Raw genomic sequence first — 16,031 nt, forward strand, 5'->3', positions numbered from 1 at the left:
GAATGATTAGTTAGATTTCCGCGCAGCCGGTACGGTTGAGGCCGCCGTGGTGCGTGGTGGAAGGAAAAATAGGATTAGTGCCGGAATCAGATAGATAAAGTAGACCGCCACTTCACTGACTGTTGGGGCTTCTTGATAGCCGAACATGCCTTCAAGGAAGGTGCCAAGCAATGAGTGCGTCGAGAGCACATTGGTCAGATCAAAGGCGATATCTTGGAAATGGTTCCACAGACCCGCTTCATGGAAGGCTCTGATTGCCCCCGCTGCCAGCCCTGCGGCGACAAACAGAATAAACAGGCTGGTCCACTTGAAGAATTTCGCCAAATGCAACTTAATGCCGCCCCAGTAGATCGCCATACCCACCAGAATCGCGCAGGTCAGCCCCAATATGGCGCCGATTGGCGCGCCCATACCGACATCCTGCTGGAAAGCCGCCAGTAAGAAGAACACCGATTCAAGCCCTTCACGGGCTACGGCAAAGAACACCATTGCCACCAAGGCCCACCCCTGACGACGACCAGAGTTCAGTGCACTATCAATGGCACCTTCTAAATGGGTTTTTACTGACTTGGATACCTTACGCATCCAGAAAACCATATAGGTTAATATGCAAACTGCCACCACCGCGATAATCCCTTCGAACAGCTCTTGCTGTTTTTGTGGGAACTCACCCGTGGTTTCATTAATAAAGATACCGATAGCAAGACAGAGTGCCGCTGCTGTGATCACGCCAGTCCACACTGCCCCCATCCATTGACCACGCTGAGTACGTTTAAGATAGCTGGCGATCAGGCTCACTATCAGTGCGGCCTCCAGCCCTTCACGAAACATAATAAGAAATGGGACGAACATGCCTGAACCCCTGCGGTAGGTATGGGTAAAACTCGATGATGACAAGCTATGTCAATTAACGTAAAGAAAAGTAAAACTCAAAACGATAGTGATTATCATTCTGTTAGAAAGAAATTCAATAGACCGCGTAAGAATATTGTTAATCAAAGTGTGGCAAATTGTTTCTGAGTGGTTGGATAGCAAATAAAGTCATCAGGATAGACATTTATATTGCGGTCAAAGCAGGTGGGATTTTCTGTAAGAAAAAGCCCCCTGTTTTTTGCAGGGGGCTGATTAAGCAGAGCCAACACGGTGATTAAACGGTTTTGAACTCAGCTTCAGCATTGTGGAAACGTTCAGTAACCGCATTGCTTGGTGTTTTACCCATCAAGCTCACGACAACAATGGCGATACTCGCAAACACGAAGCCTGGGATAATCTCGTACAAACCCAGCCAAGCGTACTGCTTCCAGACGATAACGGTGATAGCACCAATCAGCATCCCCGCCAACGCACCATTACGGGTCATTCGTGACCAGGTCACCGAGATAAGCACCACTGGGCCAAATGCTGCCCCGAAGCCTGCCCATGCGTAACTAACCAAACCAAGCACGCGGTTATCAGGGTCCGCTGCCAGCGCAATGGCAATCAATGCCACCAGCAACACCATGGCACGGCCGACCCAAACTAACTCTTTCTGGCTGGCTTTTTTACGCAGGAAGGCTTTATACAGATCTTCTGTCAGTGCACTGGAGCACACCAGCAGTTGGCAGCTTAAAGTACTCATCACCGCAGCCAGAATCGCGGAGAGCAAAATACCCGCAATCCATGGGTTGAACAGCAGTTTGGCTAACTCAATGAATACACGCTCACCATTTTGGGTCACGTTCCCCGCTTGTTCCGGGTGATTTTCAAAGTAAGCGATACCAAAGAAGCCCACCGCGATAGTCCCTGCCAGACAGAGGATCATCCAGGTCATACTGATACGGCGTGCGCTACGAATCGTCCGATGGGAGTCTGCTGCCATAAAGCGCGCCAGAATATGCGGCTGACCGAAATAGCCTAACCCCCAACCCAACAACGAGAGAATCGCAACCAGATTTAGCCCTTTAAACATATCGATATTTGCTGGGTTCTTCGCGGCGATAACCATAATTGATGTATCGATGCCCCCCACTGCCAGAATAACGATAATCGGCGTTAATATCAGGGCGAAAATCATCAGTGTCGCCTGCACGGTATCGGTCCAACTCACCGCGAGGAAACCGCCAATAAAGGTATAAGCGATAGTCGCGGCGGCACCGGCCCACAATGCGGTGCTGTAATTCATGTCAAAGGTGCTTTCGAATAAACGCGCACCGGCAACAATGCCTGAAGCACAATAAATGGTAAAGAAGACCAAAATAACCACGGCTGATATCACCCGTAGCAATTTACTTTTATCTTCAAAGCGACTAGTGAAATAATCCGGCAGTGTCAGCGCATTATTATTGACTTCGGTATGCACCCGCAAACGCCCTGCAACCAGCTTCCAGTTAAGGTAAGCCCCCATCGTCAGACCAATGGCTATCCAGCTTTCAGATATGCCTGACAGGAAAATAGCACCCGGCAGCCCCATCAATAGCCAGCCACTCATATCAGAAGCACCGGCAGAAAGTGCGGTAACCACACTGCCTAAACTTCGTCCACCCAGAATGTAGTCATCAAAGTTATTGGTTGCCCGGTAGGCCATAAGGCCAATCAATATCATCCCAAAAATGTAAACTAAAAAAGTCACCAACATCGGTGTATTCATGGTCATGCAACGTCTCCATAGTGCGTATTATCGTTTTAATCTGTCCCGCTATGTCTGGCTCTTCTCTCTGAGTGCGGTGTGATGTTTATCTCTGGCGGTCGGAACGTGACACTAAGTTGCACCAGAGACGAACGATTAACCTCAGATAAATTGTCTGCACAACTATTCGCTATCAAACGGCTATGTCGCGATGGCTATCCTAGTAGAGGAGTTTCTCTGCCCACAACAATTCAAACAATTTATTTACAAAAAATTCACGCCACATCACATTACACGATGTCAGAAGTAACACCTTCCAGCCTAAAATGAGTAACACCCAAGGTAAACACCCTACAAAGCCTACTATTATTAGTATTAGCTCACATGCTACGTAATATTTTATTAACTCTCCCAGCTGATTAATTGTTAAAAACCAGACTAAATTCACAGTTCATTCACGCGCCTGATTTAACACGGTTGCACAAAGTTGCAACATGACTGATATTGTCTGAAATAAAATCATAACTCCCCTTATAAAAGGAGCCTGACAGCATGGCTAGTACCACAATGGGCGTGAAACTCGACGAAGCAACGCGCGACCGTATCAAGGCCGCAGCACAACATATTGACCGCACGCCTCACTGGCTGATCAAGCAAGCCATTTTTAACTATTTAGAGCGGCTGGAGAGTGGCAGTGAATTACCTGAACTTCCAGCAACCTATGCGCCTCAGCTACTGGAAGCGGACGACATTATGCCGCAAGTCGCTGACAGCGCCCACCAGCCATTTTTAGATTTTGCCGAGCATGTGCTACCACAGTCAGTGACCCGCGCCGCCATCACTGCCGCTTACCGCCGTCCGGAAACAGAAGCTATCCCGATGTTACTGGAGCAAGCGCGTTTGCCCGCTGATTTAGTACAGGCGACACATTCACTCGCCTACTCCATTGCCGAGAAGCTACGTAACCAGAAAAGTGCCAATGGCCGTGCGGGTATCGTACAAGGGTTGTTGCAGGAATTTTCCCTCTCTTCGCAAGAAGGTGTGGCATTGATGTGTCTGGCGGAAGCGCTGCTGCGAATCCCCGACAAACCTACCCGTGACGCGCTGATCCGCGATAAAATCAGCAACGGCAACTGGCACTCCCATCTGGGCCGCAGTCCATCAATGTTTGTCAATGCCGCTACTTGGGGGTTGCTGTTTACCGGACATCTGGTTTCTACCCATAACGAAATCAAACTCTCCAGTTCATTGAACCGCATTATCGGCAAAGGTGGCGAACCCCTGATCCGTAAAGGCGTGGATATGGCGATGCGCCTGATGGGTGAGCAATTCGTTACCGGTGAAACCATTGCCGAAGCCTTGGCCAATGCCCGCAAACTGGAAGATAAAGGATTCCGCTACTCTTACGACATGTTGGGGGAAGCCGCCCTGACGGAAGCAGACGCGCAGGCCTATCTACTCTCCTACCAGCAGGCGATTCACGCCATTGGTAAAGCCTCCAATGGACGCGGGATTTATGAAGGACCGGGGATCTCAATCAAGCTTTCCGCCCTGCACCCCCGCTATAGCCGTGCTCAATACCAGCGAGTGATGGATGAGCTTTACCCGCGATTACTGGCGCTCACCCTGCAAGCCCGTCAGTATGACATTGGGATCAACATTGATGCCGAAGAGGCCGATCGTCTGGAAATATCACTCGATCTGCTGGAAAAACTCTGCTTTGAGCCAAAACTTGCCGGTTGGAATGGTATCGGCTTCGTCATTCAGGCTTACCAGAAGCGCTGCCCGGCAACGATAGATGCTGTGATAGATATGGCTCAGCGTAGCCGTCGCCGACTGATGATTCGTCTGGTTAAAGGGGCATATTGGGACAGCGAAATTAAGCGTGCCCAAGTGGACGGTTTAGAAGGTTATCCGGTCTATACCCGCAAAGTGTATACCGATGTCTCTTATCTGGCCTGCGCCCGCAAATTACTGGCAGTACCTAGCCTGATTTATCCTCAATTTGCGACCCATAACGCCCATACCTTAGCGGCGATTTACCATCTTGCTGGGCAGAATTACTATCCCGGTCAGTATGAGTTCCAATGTCTGCATGGCATGGGTGAGCCGCTGTATGAGCAAGTGGTGGGGAAAGTTTCCGACGGCAAACTGAACCGCCCATGCCGTATTTATGCGCCGGTAGGCACCCATGAAACCTTACTCGCCTATCTGGTGCGCCGCCTGTTGGAAAACGGGGCGAATACCTCGTTTGTGAACCGCATTGCGGATACCACACTGCCACTGGATGAGCTGGTCGCCGATCCGGTCAGTGCCGTTGAAACCATTGCGGCCACTGAGGGGCAGCTCGGCTTACCTCATCCACGCATTCCATTGCCGCGCGAGTTGTACGGTGAAGATCGGGCCAATTCCAGCGGGTTAGATCTGGCGAACGAACATCGCCTGGCCTCACTCTCCAGCGCCCTGCTCACCAGTGCCAGCCAAGTATGGCGGGCAGAACCTATCATTGATGCCGAGCTGGATAGCGGTATTGAACTTGAGAACAGAGCAGAACAGCCAGTGATCAATCCGGCGGAGCCAACGGATGTCGTCGGTTACGTGCGCGAAGCAACAGAAGCTGAAGTCAGCCGCGCCTTGGATGCCGCTGCCAGTGCGGGAGCTATCTGGTTTGCGACACCACCGGCTGAGCGCGCCGCCATCTTGGTGCGTGCTGCCGAGTTGATGGAAGCTCAGATGCAAACCCTAATGGGGATGCTGGTCCGTGAGGCGGGTAAAACCTTCAGTAATGCCATTGCCGAAGTGCGTGAAGCCGTTGATTTTCTGCACTACTACGCCGGATTGGTGCGAGATAACTTCGCCAATGACAGTCACCGCCCACTTGGCCCCGTGGTGTGTATCAGCCCGTGGAACTTCCCGCTGGCTATCTTTAGCGGTCAGGTCGCAGCGGCACTTGCTGCCGGTAACAGTGTGTTAGCGAAACCGGCAGAACAGACACCGCTGATTGCCGCGCAAGCAGTACGCATTTTGCTGGAAGCCGGTATTCCTCGCGGCGTTTTGCAACTGCTACCGGGCCGAGGTGATAGTGTAGGCGCAACACTGGTGAATGACGCCCGCGTGCGCGGCGTGATGTTTACCGGTTCTACCGAAGTGGCAGCTATTTTGCAGCGCAGCATTGCAGGCCGACTCGACCCACAAGGTCGCCCTACGCCGCTGGTGGCCGAAACCGGTGGCCTCAATTCCATGATCGTCGACTCCTCTGCGCTCACCGAACAGGTGGTGACCGATGTTGTGGCCTCCGCCTTCGACAGTGCTGGCCAGCGCTGCTCTGCCCTGCGTATTCTCTGTGTTCAGGATGATGTTGCTGAACACACGTTGCAGATGTTGCGCGGCGCGATGGCTGAATGCCGCATGGGCAATCCAGATCGTCTCTCCACCGATATCGGACCCGTGATTGATGCCGATGCCAAAGCGGATATTGAGCGCCATATTCAGGCGATGCGCGCCAAAGGACGTAAAGTTTACCAAGCGGCTCGCGCCAATACGCAGGATGAGCAAGAGTGGCAACGAGGCACCTTTATCAAACCAACACTGATCGAGCTGGAGAGCTTTGATGAGCTACAAAAAGAGATCTTCGGGCCGGTGCTGCATGTCGTGCGCTTCCAGCGCCAGAACCTCAGTGCGCTAGTCGATCAAATAAATGCATCTGGTTATGGGTTAACTTTAGGTATTCATACCCGTATTGATGAAACCATTGCCCATGTCACTGAAAAAGCCAAAGTGGGTAACCTCTACGTTAATCGCAATATGGTCGGGGCCGTCGTTGGCGTCCAACCTTTCGGTGGCGAGGGGCTATCAGGAACGGGGCCGAAAGCTGGGGGGCCGCTGTACTTATACCGTCTGCTGTCCCATCGCCCAGAAGATGCGGTGATTAACACACTGGCACAGCAGGATAATAAGCAGGCACCGAATATCGCTGGCCGTGAAGCATTGCAAACGGCTCATCAAGCGCTGATCAAGTGGATGAGTGAACAGCAGAGCGAGTTGGCCCCGTTGGCGCAGCGCTATGGCGAACTGGCGCAAGGTGGCACCGTTCGGCTACTACCGGGGCCGACCGGTGAGCGCAATACCTATGCCCTGCTCCCCCGTGAGCGTGTCCTGTGTCTGGCGGATACCGAAGCGGATGCGCTGGTGCAATTGGCCGCCGTATTGGCCGTCGGCAGTGCGGTTTTATGGTCGGAAAATGGCGTACAAAAAGATCTGCTACGCAAATTACCGGCGGTGGTGCAATCACGTATCACCCTCACTAATGATTGGCAAACGGCGAATCACCCCTTTGATGCTGCCATCTACCATGGCGATGCCGATCAACTGCGCACTGTCTGTGAGCAGATCGCGCAAATTGATGGGCCAATTGTCTCGGTACAGGGTTTTGCGCGTGGCGAAACGAACATTCTGCTAGAGCGCTTGTTAATTGAGCACTCCCTCAGCGTGAATACCGCAGCAGCAGGCGGTAATGCCAGCCTGATGACTATCGGCTAGTTTTTCTAGCGGTTTGGCCAATTCCTCGTCTCAATCAGTTTTCTATAAAGGCCCTTCGGGGCCTTTATTTTTGCCTCGCCAATAGCATGATTGACCGCTCATTCTTCGAGATTGCTCGCATCGCATAATGTAAAACCGCAACAAAACCATTTTATTCTGACAACGTCCCGCAGGGTTCATTTGTCACACTTGTGCTCTTGGCTGCAATTAACCCATTATTAATTCAAGCAAATTACTGAGATGTTTGCGCCCTAGCTTTCTTCTGAATGAAGATCTTGTGTACAACAACCCACAGAGGTGATTATTATACTCATGGCTGATAAGAAAATTGTCGATGAGATCCATAAAATTGCGAATCGGCGGGGTAATGGTCAATTACGCCGTGAGATATGGGCGGATCAGTACGGTGTCGTTACCCGCTATAATTTAGCCTATATCAACCACCGGTTATCGCAGGGTGATAATGGTCGAGTTATCGGTTATGACAATGCCCATGGTTTCCATCATCGCCACTACTTGGGTGGAATTGAAGCGGTTGATTTTATCAGCTTTGAACAGATAGAGGATTGCTTTCAAAAGGATTGGACTTCATTAAGGAGAAATTAATGGACAAGCTCGTCATCAAAACAGCAACGGAAGATGATTTTTTCAAGCGAGGCAAACAGCTCGCGGCCTTGGTAGATGCAGGGAAAGCATTACCCGAGGAGCACACAATTACCTTCGAAGACCCATTGGAGATGGTGCGGGTATTAAGTGCTGCACGTATCGTGCTGCTGCGGGCGGTAAAGATGCACCCCGGTTCTATCACCTCCCTTTCAACACGGCTAAAAAGAGATCGTAGTGCCGTCACCCGCGATGTCGCTATTCTGAAAAAAGCCGGATTGGTCACTGTTGAACAAAAAGTATTACCCGGTCATGGGCGGATGAAAGAAGTTAAAACCACTGCCCATCGGCTTAAACTCGAAGCCTTCCTGTAAGGTGAGCGGGGAAAACGGGGGCAATGAACTGCCCCCTGATCTCACTTTGACTAATTCATCTGGCTTCAGATGAATTAGTGATTATTCAAAAACTTATTGAGGAACTGCCGAGTCCGCTCATGTTGTGGATGAGCAAACAGTTCTTTTGCCGGGCCTTGCTCAACAATCCGTCCGTGATCCATAAAGATCGCCCTGTCGGCCACATCGCGGGCAAAACTCATTTCATGGGTCACGATAACCATGGTGCGTTTTTCCTCTGCCAGCGCGCGGATCGTATTTAAGACCTCACCGACCAGCTCGGGATCTAACGCAGAAGTCGGCTCATCAAACAAAATAACCTGTGGTTGCATCGCCAGCGCCCGCGCTATCGCGACCCGTTGCTGCTGTCCTCCGGATAAGCGGCGTGGATAAGCATCTTCCTTACCACTCAATCCCACTTTTGCCAGCAACTCACGGGCGCGTTTTTCAGCCGAGGCGCGTTTTTCGCCTTTGACAATGACCGGCCCTTCAATAATGTTCTCTAGCACCGAACGATGCGGAAACAAATTAAAGCTCTGGAACACGAACCCGACTTGCTGACGCAACGCACGGACTTGGCGCTGCTGCTTGCTGATAGGTAGGCTGCCATCAATCTCAATATCACCGACACGAATAATCCCCGAATCGGGGATCTCCAGCAGATTAATACTGCGCAATAAGGTGGTCTTACCTGAGCCACTTGGGCCAATGATCGCGACCACTTCACCGCTATTCACTTCAAGATCGATACCGTGCAGCACCTGTTGACCTTTAAACTGTTTGGTCAGTTTTTTAACGTCTATGGTACTCATGGCTACTCCTGATCCTGACGATTAACGTGGGCTTCCAGCCGATTTTGCAGTGCTGACAGCAATGTCGCCATAATCCAGTAAATCAATGACGCCGCCAGATACATAGTGAAAACTTCCAATGTGCGGGAAGTCACCAATTGCGCCTGACGGAAAAGTTCGGGAACTTGGATCGTGGCCGCCAGCGACGTGTCTTTGACCAAACCGATAAAACTGTTACCCAGTGGGGGTAAAGCAGTCCGTCCGGCTTGTGGCAAAATCACCCGGTAGAGTGTCTGCCAACGTGTCATCCCGATACTGGCTGCCGCTTCCCACTGCCCTTTTTCAATCGACGAAATTGCCGCACGCAATGTTTCCGACGTATAGGCCGCAGTGTTCAGTGATAGGCCGATCAAAGCCGCAGGCATGGGGTCTAGCTCAATACCAAACTGTGGCAGACCATAATAGATCATAAACAGTTGGGCAATTAGCGGGGTGCCACGAAAAATCGAGACATAAAAGCGGGATAGAAGTGAAAACGGCAAGAAGCTAGATAACCGCATCATTGCCAACATAAAACCTAACGCCAGGCCAAAAAACATCCCCCCCAAACTCAGTTGGAGGGTAAACCAGGCACCTTTCAATAAAAATGGTGCTGAATCCAGCACCAATTGAATACTTTCATGCATTATTTAGTTACATCCGCACCAAAATACTTCTCAGAAATTTTGGCCAATGTCCCGTCTTTTTGCATCTCAGCGATGGCCTGATTGATTGCCGCTAACAGTTCAGGGTTATTTTTACGTAGCGCGACCCCTGACTCCTGACGGGCAAACGCTGGGCCTGCAACTGCCAGTGTATCGTTGGTTTTCTTCACCAAATCCAGTGCAGCCAAACGATCAACTAAGATGGCATCTGTCCGGCCGACACGCAGATCCTGATATTTTGTTGGGTCATCATCATAGGTGCGAATATCCACGCCTTTCAGGTTGTCACGTAACCACTGCTCGTAGTTACTGCCCAAGCCAACCCCCACTTTCTTGCCTTCCAAATCTTCAGGTTTGGTGAAGTTGCCTTCATTGCCTTTTTTGGTCAAAACCTGAATGCCAGAAACTGTATAAGGGGTAGAGAAATCATATTTTTTCTTACGTTCATCTGAAATGGTGACCTGATTGATCGCCACATCAATTCGCTTAGATTCCAACGAAGCCAGCATACCATCCCATTTTGTCGGGGTGATCTTTGCCTTGATGCCCATATGCTCAGCCAGCGCATTGGCAAAATCCACTTCGAAACCTGTCAGCTTGCCATCTTCCCCCTGGAAGCTGAATGGCGGATAAGTACCCTCTAGCCCGACAATCAGGGTGCCTCGTTCTTTAACCTGACTCAACAGATCACCCGCAGCGTAAGACTTGACATTCAGGCCTGTTGCCAGTGCGACCGCCACCATACCCAGAACGACTCGACGACGAAAAATTGAAAAGCCCATAAATACCCCGACTGTCATGTTTATTTTTGATATTCAGCACTTTATCAGTGCTATTAATGAAATAAAGGAATATAAACTAATAACCATAGCTAGAAATAGAATAAGCAATAACCAAAGGTTACACCTGCGGATGATAGGCAAAGAGTGCCGGTGCGCCGCCTGTGTGAATAAACAGAATCGGCCCCTCATCGCGAAACTTTTTCAGCGCCAAACCATCAAGCAAACCCGCCATCGCCTTGCCGGTATAAACCGGGTCCAGCAATACCCCTTCTAGCCTTGCCAGTAGTGAAATTGCAGCCAACCCTTCTTCGTTTGGCATGCCATATTGCGGACCGAAATAGTCATCCCACAAGGTGATTTCTGCCTGCGGGCCTGTGATACCCAAGGATGCCGCCAGTGCTTGCTGAATATCTATCACCTTGGGTCGCTGCTCATCGGCTTTACGCGAAACCGTAACACCAATTAATTCGGCATCCGGCAATAATTGCTGCAAACCTACAGCCAGTCCGGCATGGGTACCCGCACTGCCTGAAGCCACGACGACCGAGCTAAAAGCAACATTCCCTGCCGACTGCGCGGCAATTTCCAATGCACATTGCACATAACCCAGCGCACCCAGCGCATTAGAACCGCCAACGGGTACCACATAAGGGCGAAAACCTTGCGCTTCGAGTCGAGTCGCCAATTCAGCCAATTGCTGATTGGGTGCGTGCAATCCGTCACACATCACCACCTCAACATTAAACAAATCCAGCAGCAATCGATTGCCATTGGTCAGATAATTTTCCTGCGCTGTTCCGATAGGATTCTCGAGTAGCGCCACACAATGTAGCCCGAGTTTTGCCGCTACTGCCGCCGTTTGGCGTACATGATTAGACTGAATCGCACCCGCGGTAACCAGCGTATCCGCCCCCTGACACAATGCATCCGCCGCCAAAAATTCAAGCTTACGCAGCTTATTACCGCCTAAAGCCAGAGGCGTGACATCATCACGTTTGATATAAATTTCACGTCCCAGATAATCAGACAGTCGGGATAGCTTCTCTAATGGCGTGGTATTGCCGACCAGATCCAGACGTGGAAATTGCGCCAGTTTGTGTTGAAACGTCACGGGTCCCCCAGGGAGTTAATATGTTAGGACAATTATTACCCAAAATATTTAACGTTGCAGGCAGGTGACAAGCAGCCAATACCTTGCAACTTAACGTACTAAGGGCATATAGATTTATCAGATGTCACATTAATAATCACTGATTTTATTATAGATGTCAGTAATCAATGACGCAGGGGAATAACTCAATGTGCGAGATAAATAGACTATAGCCAGTAGTTTTCAAGGGACCGGAAAGCAGAAAAATGTTGATTAAGGCGAGCATTATTCGAGTGAGCCTGAGCAATCACCACGCCTGTAGCTTGAAAGATGGCAAGGATAGGACTAAAACGCCCGGCGAAGGTGGACCTTGCCGGGCGTAGAGTCACTACAGATAATGACTCGATAATTTTGCGTTATATCATGAGTGATGTCAGTGAAAATACAGAGTTTTCTCAACTCCCGATAGGCTCTCACGACAGAACTTAGTAATTCTTTTGCCACGCCAAATACTGATCATATTTACGCAAAGCAATACGATAATTGTTATGTGCTGCATTTGGCAGCTCATCAATAATGCGTTGATGCATAGTCTCACTGGCAAATTTTTCTGCCGGATAATTAGTGGCAACCAACATTTCATCCAAGCGACGTAAGCGCACAACATATTCACGAACCGTGCTGTGGCTCATTTCTGTTTGTTCAAATAAGTACTGCTTAAACGCCATAATATCAAAATAACCCGGCGTACTGTTACAATATATCTCGCTGCAAAAACGGCACAATGCAGTTAATTCATGCTGAAGTTTTGACCACACTTGATCGTCGATCGGCTGATCCATACCGGCGATCGCTTCTTTATTAATGATTTGTCCGCGAAAAACCAACGCCATACGGTCAAGTTGTTTATGGCAATGTGAGCAATGAGTTTGTCCGTGCTTATAATCTTTTAAATAACGGCTCAGCGGCCGCTTTTTTAGCTGAAGTCCTGGCATAAGAAGACCTGCATTAATAAATTAAACACTGTGATATCACTGAGCGAAAGTGAATTAAGAGTCGTTATTCAGGCGGGCGCGTAAGCGTTTTATCGCCTGGCTATGAAGCTGACTGACGCGGGATTCCCCGACCTCAAGCACTGCCCCAATCTCTTTCAGGTTCAGCTCTTCCTGGTAATACAGCGTCAACACCATCTTTTCGCGTTCCGGCAGTGCCTCGATCGCTTCAATAACGCGTTGCCGCAGATTTCCTTCTAACAAATGTTGCAATGGATTGGCATCTTCATGCCCTTCCAGCAAGGGTTCGACGCTTTCGCCATGCTCTTCCCGCCATTCATCATAGGAGAAAAGTTGGCTATTGTTGGTATCCAACAAGATCTGGCGATACTCCGCCAAATCAATATCAAGAATTTTCGCCACTTCCTGCTCAGTGGCAGGACGCCCAACACGTTGTTCCACCTGTTGCATGGCGCTGGCGACTTCACGGGCATTGCGTCGCACACTACGTGGCGCCCAATCGCGGCTGCGCAGTTCATCCAACATCGCGCCACGAATACGTTGCACCGCGTAAGTGGTAAACGCAGTTCCTTGCAAAGCGTCGTAACGCTCGACAGCATTCAGCAGACCAATACCCCCAGCCTGCAACAAATCGTCCAACTCCACACTGGCTGGCAGGCGAACCTGCAAACGCAATGCTTCATGGCGAACCAGAGGAACATAGCGTTGCCAGAGGGAATTTTTATCGATCACGCCTTCGGCGGTATACAAATCGCTCACTAGACAGGCACCTAAGGGTAAGAGAGTCGTACCATTATCCTGTCAGGTCAGTCAGACAATCGGCGGAATAGGCCTATAAAAAGGCGGCTATTTGACTTATGCCGTTTCAATGACGGTTTATTAGCGATTAGTTACCGTCCCTTAAACCAGTAATTGCAGTAATGACAAATCATCATTGACCTTCACTTTGTCAATTTCACCAATAAATTTCTTGGTGGCTTGTAGCGTATGCTGGCGAAATGCGTGATAAGAATAAAAAATATCAATCACGATATCTTCAGTCAGTTCTCCACCCTGTTGTAAATGGGCGCTGATTAATGACTTGATAAAGAAGAAATCCACTACCAATAAATAAAGGGCCTTAAGTAAGGGCACATCACTGTTAATGGCAAATTGATCATGGTGCAAGCGATAAAGGAAATAGTTACGCAGTATATGAGGTTGCTGTTGAAAGAATGGCAGAGCCTGATTATTCCATATGCTACCCAACTGCTGCATTTTTTCATTTACTTGGTCGTTATCAAAATCATTAACTAAATTTTTAATTAATTTAGATAGATAGATAAACAAAGTCTCTCGCCCACGAGTCCCAGGGAATTCGGTAATAAACTGCTGTAAACGAATTAATAACTGCCATTGCATATGTCCATTATATGGCAATCCAGCTAGATAACCGGCAACATCACCACTGTGTAATTTGCCAGTTAAATGTTCATAAACCGCTTCCATCTCGGCCAATTTGCTTTCGGTATCACCGGTTAACTTTTGGCAATGAAGCAGGAAAGAAGCCACTGAATACAGGTTTTGCTCAATCTGCACCTGCTCAGGCATCAATAAATTGGCACAAAATAGATTGATTAATCGCCCTTCCAGATTCGCTTCCGGCGCTTTGGCATAATCGGCTCGGATAACGCTAGAGGTACTCATATTTAATGCTGTCGGATTAAACAGTACCTGACGCACCACCTCTGGACAGGATAAGGTTAGGCTTCTCTGAGTTTCCTGTTTATAGACTCGCTCAATTCGCGGGTAATCGGCACAAGTGCGGCTTAACGCTTCCACCCCTAAGCGTTTATGAACGTTACATAAACTTTGCTCGTCTAGATAAGGGCAGTTATGATCTTCATTTAATTGGATTGTTGCCCATTTAGCATGGTCTTTTTTATTGACCACAATATTGGTCACAGCAATCCGCTTTATTTCAGCATCCTGACTTTTGATATATTTATTGTAGGTTTTTTTATCCAGCGTAATACTCCAGCGTTTACAGCAATGATCGCGACAAGCCGAACCCACACAACTAAAACGTTGCACATATTCTGGCTCTGTAATTTGCAATTGTTTCATCTAATACCTCTACGCTGAAAAACTATTTATCGCCTGTTATTGTATGACCCACGTTGACCTGCTCGCTGCCATAAAATAAAAGGCGGCATTTCGCCGCCTGAAAAGATAAACCGAATTGATTAACGCAACAGAGACAATACAGTTTGTGGAACTTGGTTAGCCTGAGCCAGTACAGAAGTACCTGCTTGTTGCAGAATCTGTGAACGGCTCATGTTTGACACTTCGGTCGCGTAATCTGCATCTTCGATACGGCTACGGGCAGAGGTCAGGTTAGTTACGGTGTTGTTCAGGTTGGTTACGGCAGATTCAAAACGGTTTTGAACCGCACCCAATGAGCTACGTAACTGGTCAACGTTACTGATTGCTTTATCAATAGCTGCCAATGGGGAAGCGGTAGCTGCGCCCGTTGGGGTATATTGTTTAGCCGAGCCATCAGCAACGGTAGTGGCAGTAATTGTAGTATCTTTTAATGTGGCGGTGCCATCAGTAGCAACTTCAGCTTGGAACTGTTGGCCGGAAGAAGTACGGATAACATAGTCAGCATATGTCCCGGTTGTTTTATCAAAAGTACCAACACCATGAACGGTCGCATTATCACCAACAACGCCCGCATCTGCTGCTTTGATAGTGACTGGTGTAGTCGTAGTGACGCCAGCGGCATCTTTGGTTTGTGAAGTTAACGCATTACCAATACCTGTAACAGTAAAGTCTTTTAGACCTAAGGTGCCGGAATCGATTTTCTGCAAGTTGATGTCGATAGTTTCGCCATCATTCGCACCCACTTGAATCTTCATCGTGGTGTTTTCTGCCAATACTTTGGTACCGTTAAACTGAGTCTGGTTGGAGACACGGTCGATTTCAGACAAACGCAGGTTGATTTCATCCTGAATCGAGTTTAAGTCGGTAGCTGAGTTGCTGCCAGTTTGCGCTTGAACAGTCAGTTCACGGACACGTTGCAAGTTGTTGTTGATTTCGTTCAGAGAACCTTCAGTGGTCTGAGCGATGGAGATACCGTCGTTTGCGTTACGTGCAGCTTGAGTCAAGCCTTTGATGTTAGAAGTAAAGCGGTTAGCAATCGCTTGACCGGCAGCATCGTCTTTCGCGCTGTTGATACGCAGACCAGAAGACAAACGCTCAATGGCGGTGCCTAAAGAAGACTGGGATTTGTTCAGGTTGTTCTGAGTCAGCAGAGACAAGCTGTTAGTGTTAATTACCGCCATAGTGTTATTCCTTAAATGCTGTTGGGTTATGGTTTGGGCTTACTGCCCACGGCTTCATCACCGTCACAACTTGTATCGGCGCTCTTTAAGGAACCTTTAGCCATTCCGTGAAATAATTTCGAAATCCGCTGAAAATTATTGTTTATCTCTTCTTTAATTGTTGCTCTATTCTATAGGGTAAATAGC

General features: G+C 49.0%; 13 protein-coding genes. 3 read left to right on the forward strand and 10 right to left on the reverse strand.

Annotated elements, in window-relative coordinates:
• Positions 1–6: 6 nt before the first annotated feature.
• The gene (gene efeU, locus ACZ76_RS00860) at positions 7–852 is read right to left on the reverse strand and encodes an iron uptake transporter permease EfeU (RefSeq protein ID WP_048615934.1); all 846 of its coding nucleotides are present in this window, start codon (positions 850–852) and stop codon (positions 7–9) included.
• A gap of 295 nt (positions 853–1,147) precedes the next feature.
• Positions 1,148–2,632, reverse strand: a complete 1,485-nt coding sequence (gene putP / locus ACZ76_RS00865; protein WP_048615937.1) for a sodium/proline symporter PutP — start codon at positions 2,630–2,632, stop codon at positions 1,148–1,150.
• A gap of 525 nt (positions 2,633–3,157) precedes the next feature.
• On the opposite strand from putP, the gene putA reads away from it, so the two are divergent.
• The 3 genes from putA to ACZ76_RS00880 all read left to right on the forward strand — a co-directional run bounded on the left by putA (position 3,158) and on the right by ACZ76_RS00880 (position 8,121).
• Positions 3,158–7,144, forward strand: coding sequence for a trifunctional transcriptional regulator/proline dehydrogenase/L-glutamate gamma-semialdehyde dehydrogenase (gene putA, locus ACZ76_RS00870; protein ID WP_048615940.1), 3,987 nt, complete (start codon positions 3,158–3,160; stop codon positions 7,142–7,144).
• Between the two features lie 312 nt (positions 7,145–7,456).
• Complete coding sequence (locus ACZ76_RS00875; RefSeq protein WP_048615942.1) at positions 7,457–7,750, forward strand: toxin-antitoxin system TumE family protein; 294 nt, start codon at positions 7,457–7,459, stop codon at positions 7,748–7,750.
• Entirely contained in the window at positions 7,750–8,121 is a 372-nt protein-coding gene (locus ACZ76_RS00880; protein ID WP_048615944.1) for an HVO_A0114 family putative DNA-binding protein, read from the forward strand. Before ACZ76_RS00875 ends, ACZ76_RS00880 begins: the two co-directional genes overlap by 1 nt.
• Positions 8,122–8,195: 74 nt before the next feature.
• Here the strand turns inward: ACZ76_RS00880 and tcyN are convergent, their stop codons facing one another.
• From tcyN to ACZ76_RS00920, 8 genes are all read right to left on the reverse strand, one after another.
• A complete protein-coding gene (gene tcyN / locus ACZ76_RS00885) occupies positions 8,196–8,951 on the reverse strand; it encodes an L-cystine ABC transporter ATP-binding protein TcyN (RefSeq protein ID WP_048615946.1) in 756 nt (251 codons plus the stop codon).
• 2 nt (positions 8,952–8,953) lie between these two features.
• Complete coding sequence (gene tcyL, locus ACZ76_RS00890; RefSeq protein WP_032815174.1) at positions 8,954–9,616, reverse strand: cystine ABC transporter permease; 663 nt, start codon at positions 9,614–9,616, stop codon at positions 8,954–8,956.
• Positions 9,616–10,416: a cystine ABC transporter substrate-binding protein gene (gene tcyJ / locus ACZ76_RS00895; protein WP_048615948.1), complete on the reverse strand. Its 801-nt coding sequence runs from the start codon at positions 10,414–10,416 to the stop codon at positions 9,616–9,618. Before tcyJ ends, tcyL begins: the two co-directional genes overlap by 1 nt.
• 118 nt (positions 10,417–10,534) lie before the next feature.
• On the reverse strand, positions 10,535–11,527 hold the full coding sequence (locus tag ACZ76_RS00900; protein ID WP_048615950.1) for a D-cysteine desulfhydrase: 993 nt from the start codon (positions 11,525–11,527) through the stop codon (positions 10,535–10,537).
• 464 nt (positions 11,528–11,991) lie between these two features.
• Positions 11,992–12,501, reverse strand: a complete 510-nt coding sequence (gene fliZ / locus ACZ76_RS00905; protein WP_005160338.1) for a flagella biosynthesis regulatory protein FliZ — start codon at positions 12,499–12,501, stop codon at positions 11,992–11,994.
• A gap of 54 nt (positions 12,502–12,555) precedes the next feature.
• On the reverse strand, positions 12,556–13,278 hold the full coding sequence (locus tag ACZ76_RS00910) for an RNA polymerase sigma factor FliA (protein WP_005275605.1): 723 nt from the start codon (positions 13,276–13,278) through the stop codon (positions 12,556–12,558).
• Positions 13,279–13,419: 141 nt separating this feature from the next.
• The gene (gene fliB, locus ACZ76_RS00915; RefSeq protein WP_048615955.1) at positions 13,420–14,625 is read right to left on the reverse strand and encodes a flagellin lysine-N-methylase; all 1,206 of its coding nucleotides are present in this window, start codon (positions 14,623–14,625) and stop codon (positions 13,420–13,422) included.
• Between the two features lie 119 nt (positions 14,626–14,744).
• Positions 14,745–15,845 (reverse strand): flagellin FliC, encoded by a 1,101-nt coding sequence (locus ACZ76_RS00920; RefSeq protein WP_048615957.1) that lies wholly within the window; start codon positions 15,843–15,845, stop codon positions 14,745–14,747.
• Positions 15,846–16,031: the final 186 nt, after the last annotated feature.

Origin of the sequence: Yersinia aleksiciae (assembly GCF_001047675.1) — a bacterium.
GTDB lineage: Bacteria > Pseudomonadota > Gammaproteobacteria > Enterobacterales > Enterobacteriaceae > Yersinia > Yersinia aleksiciae.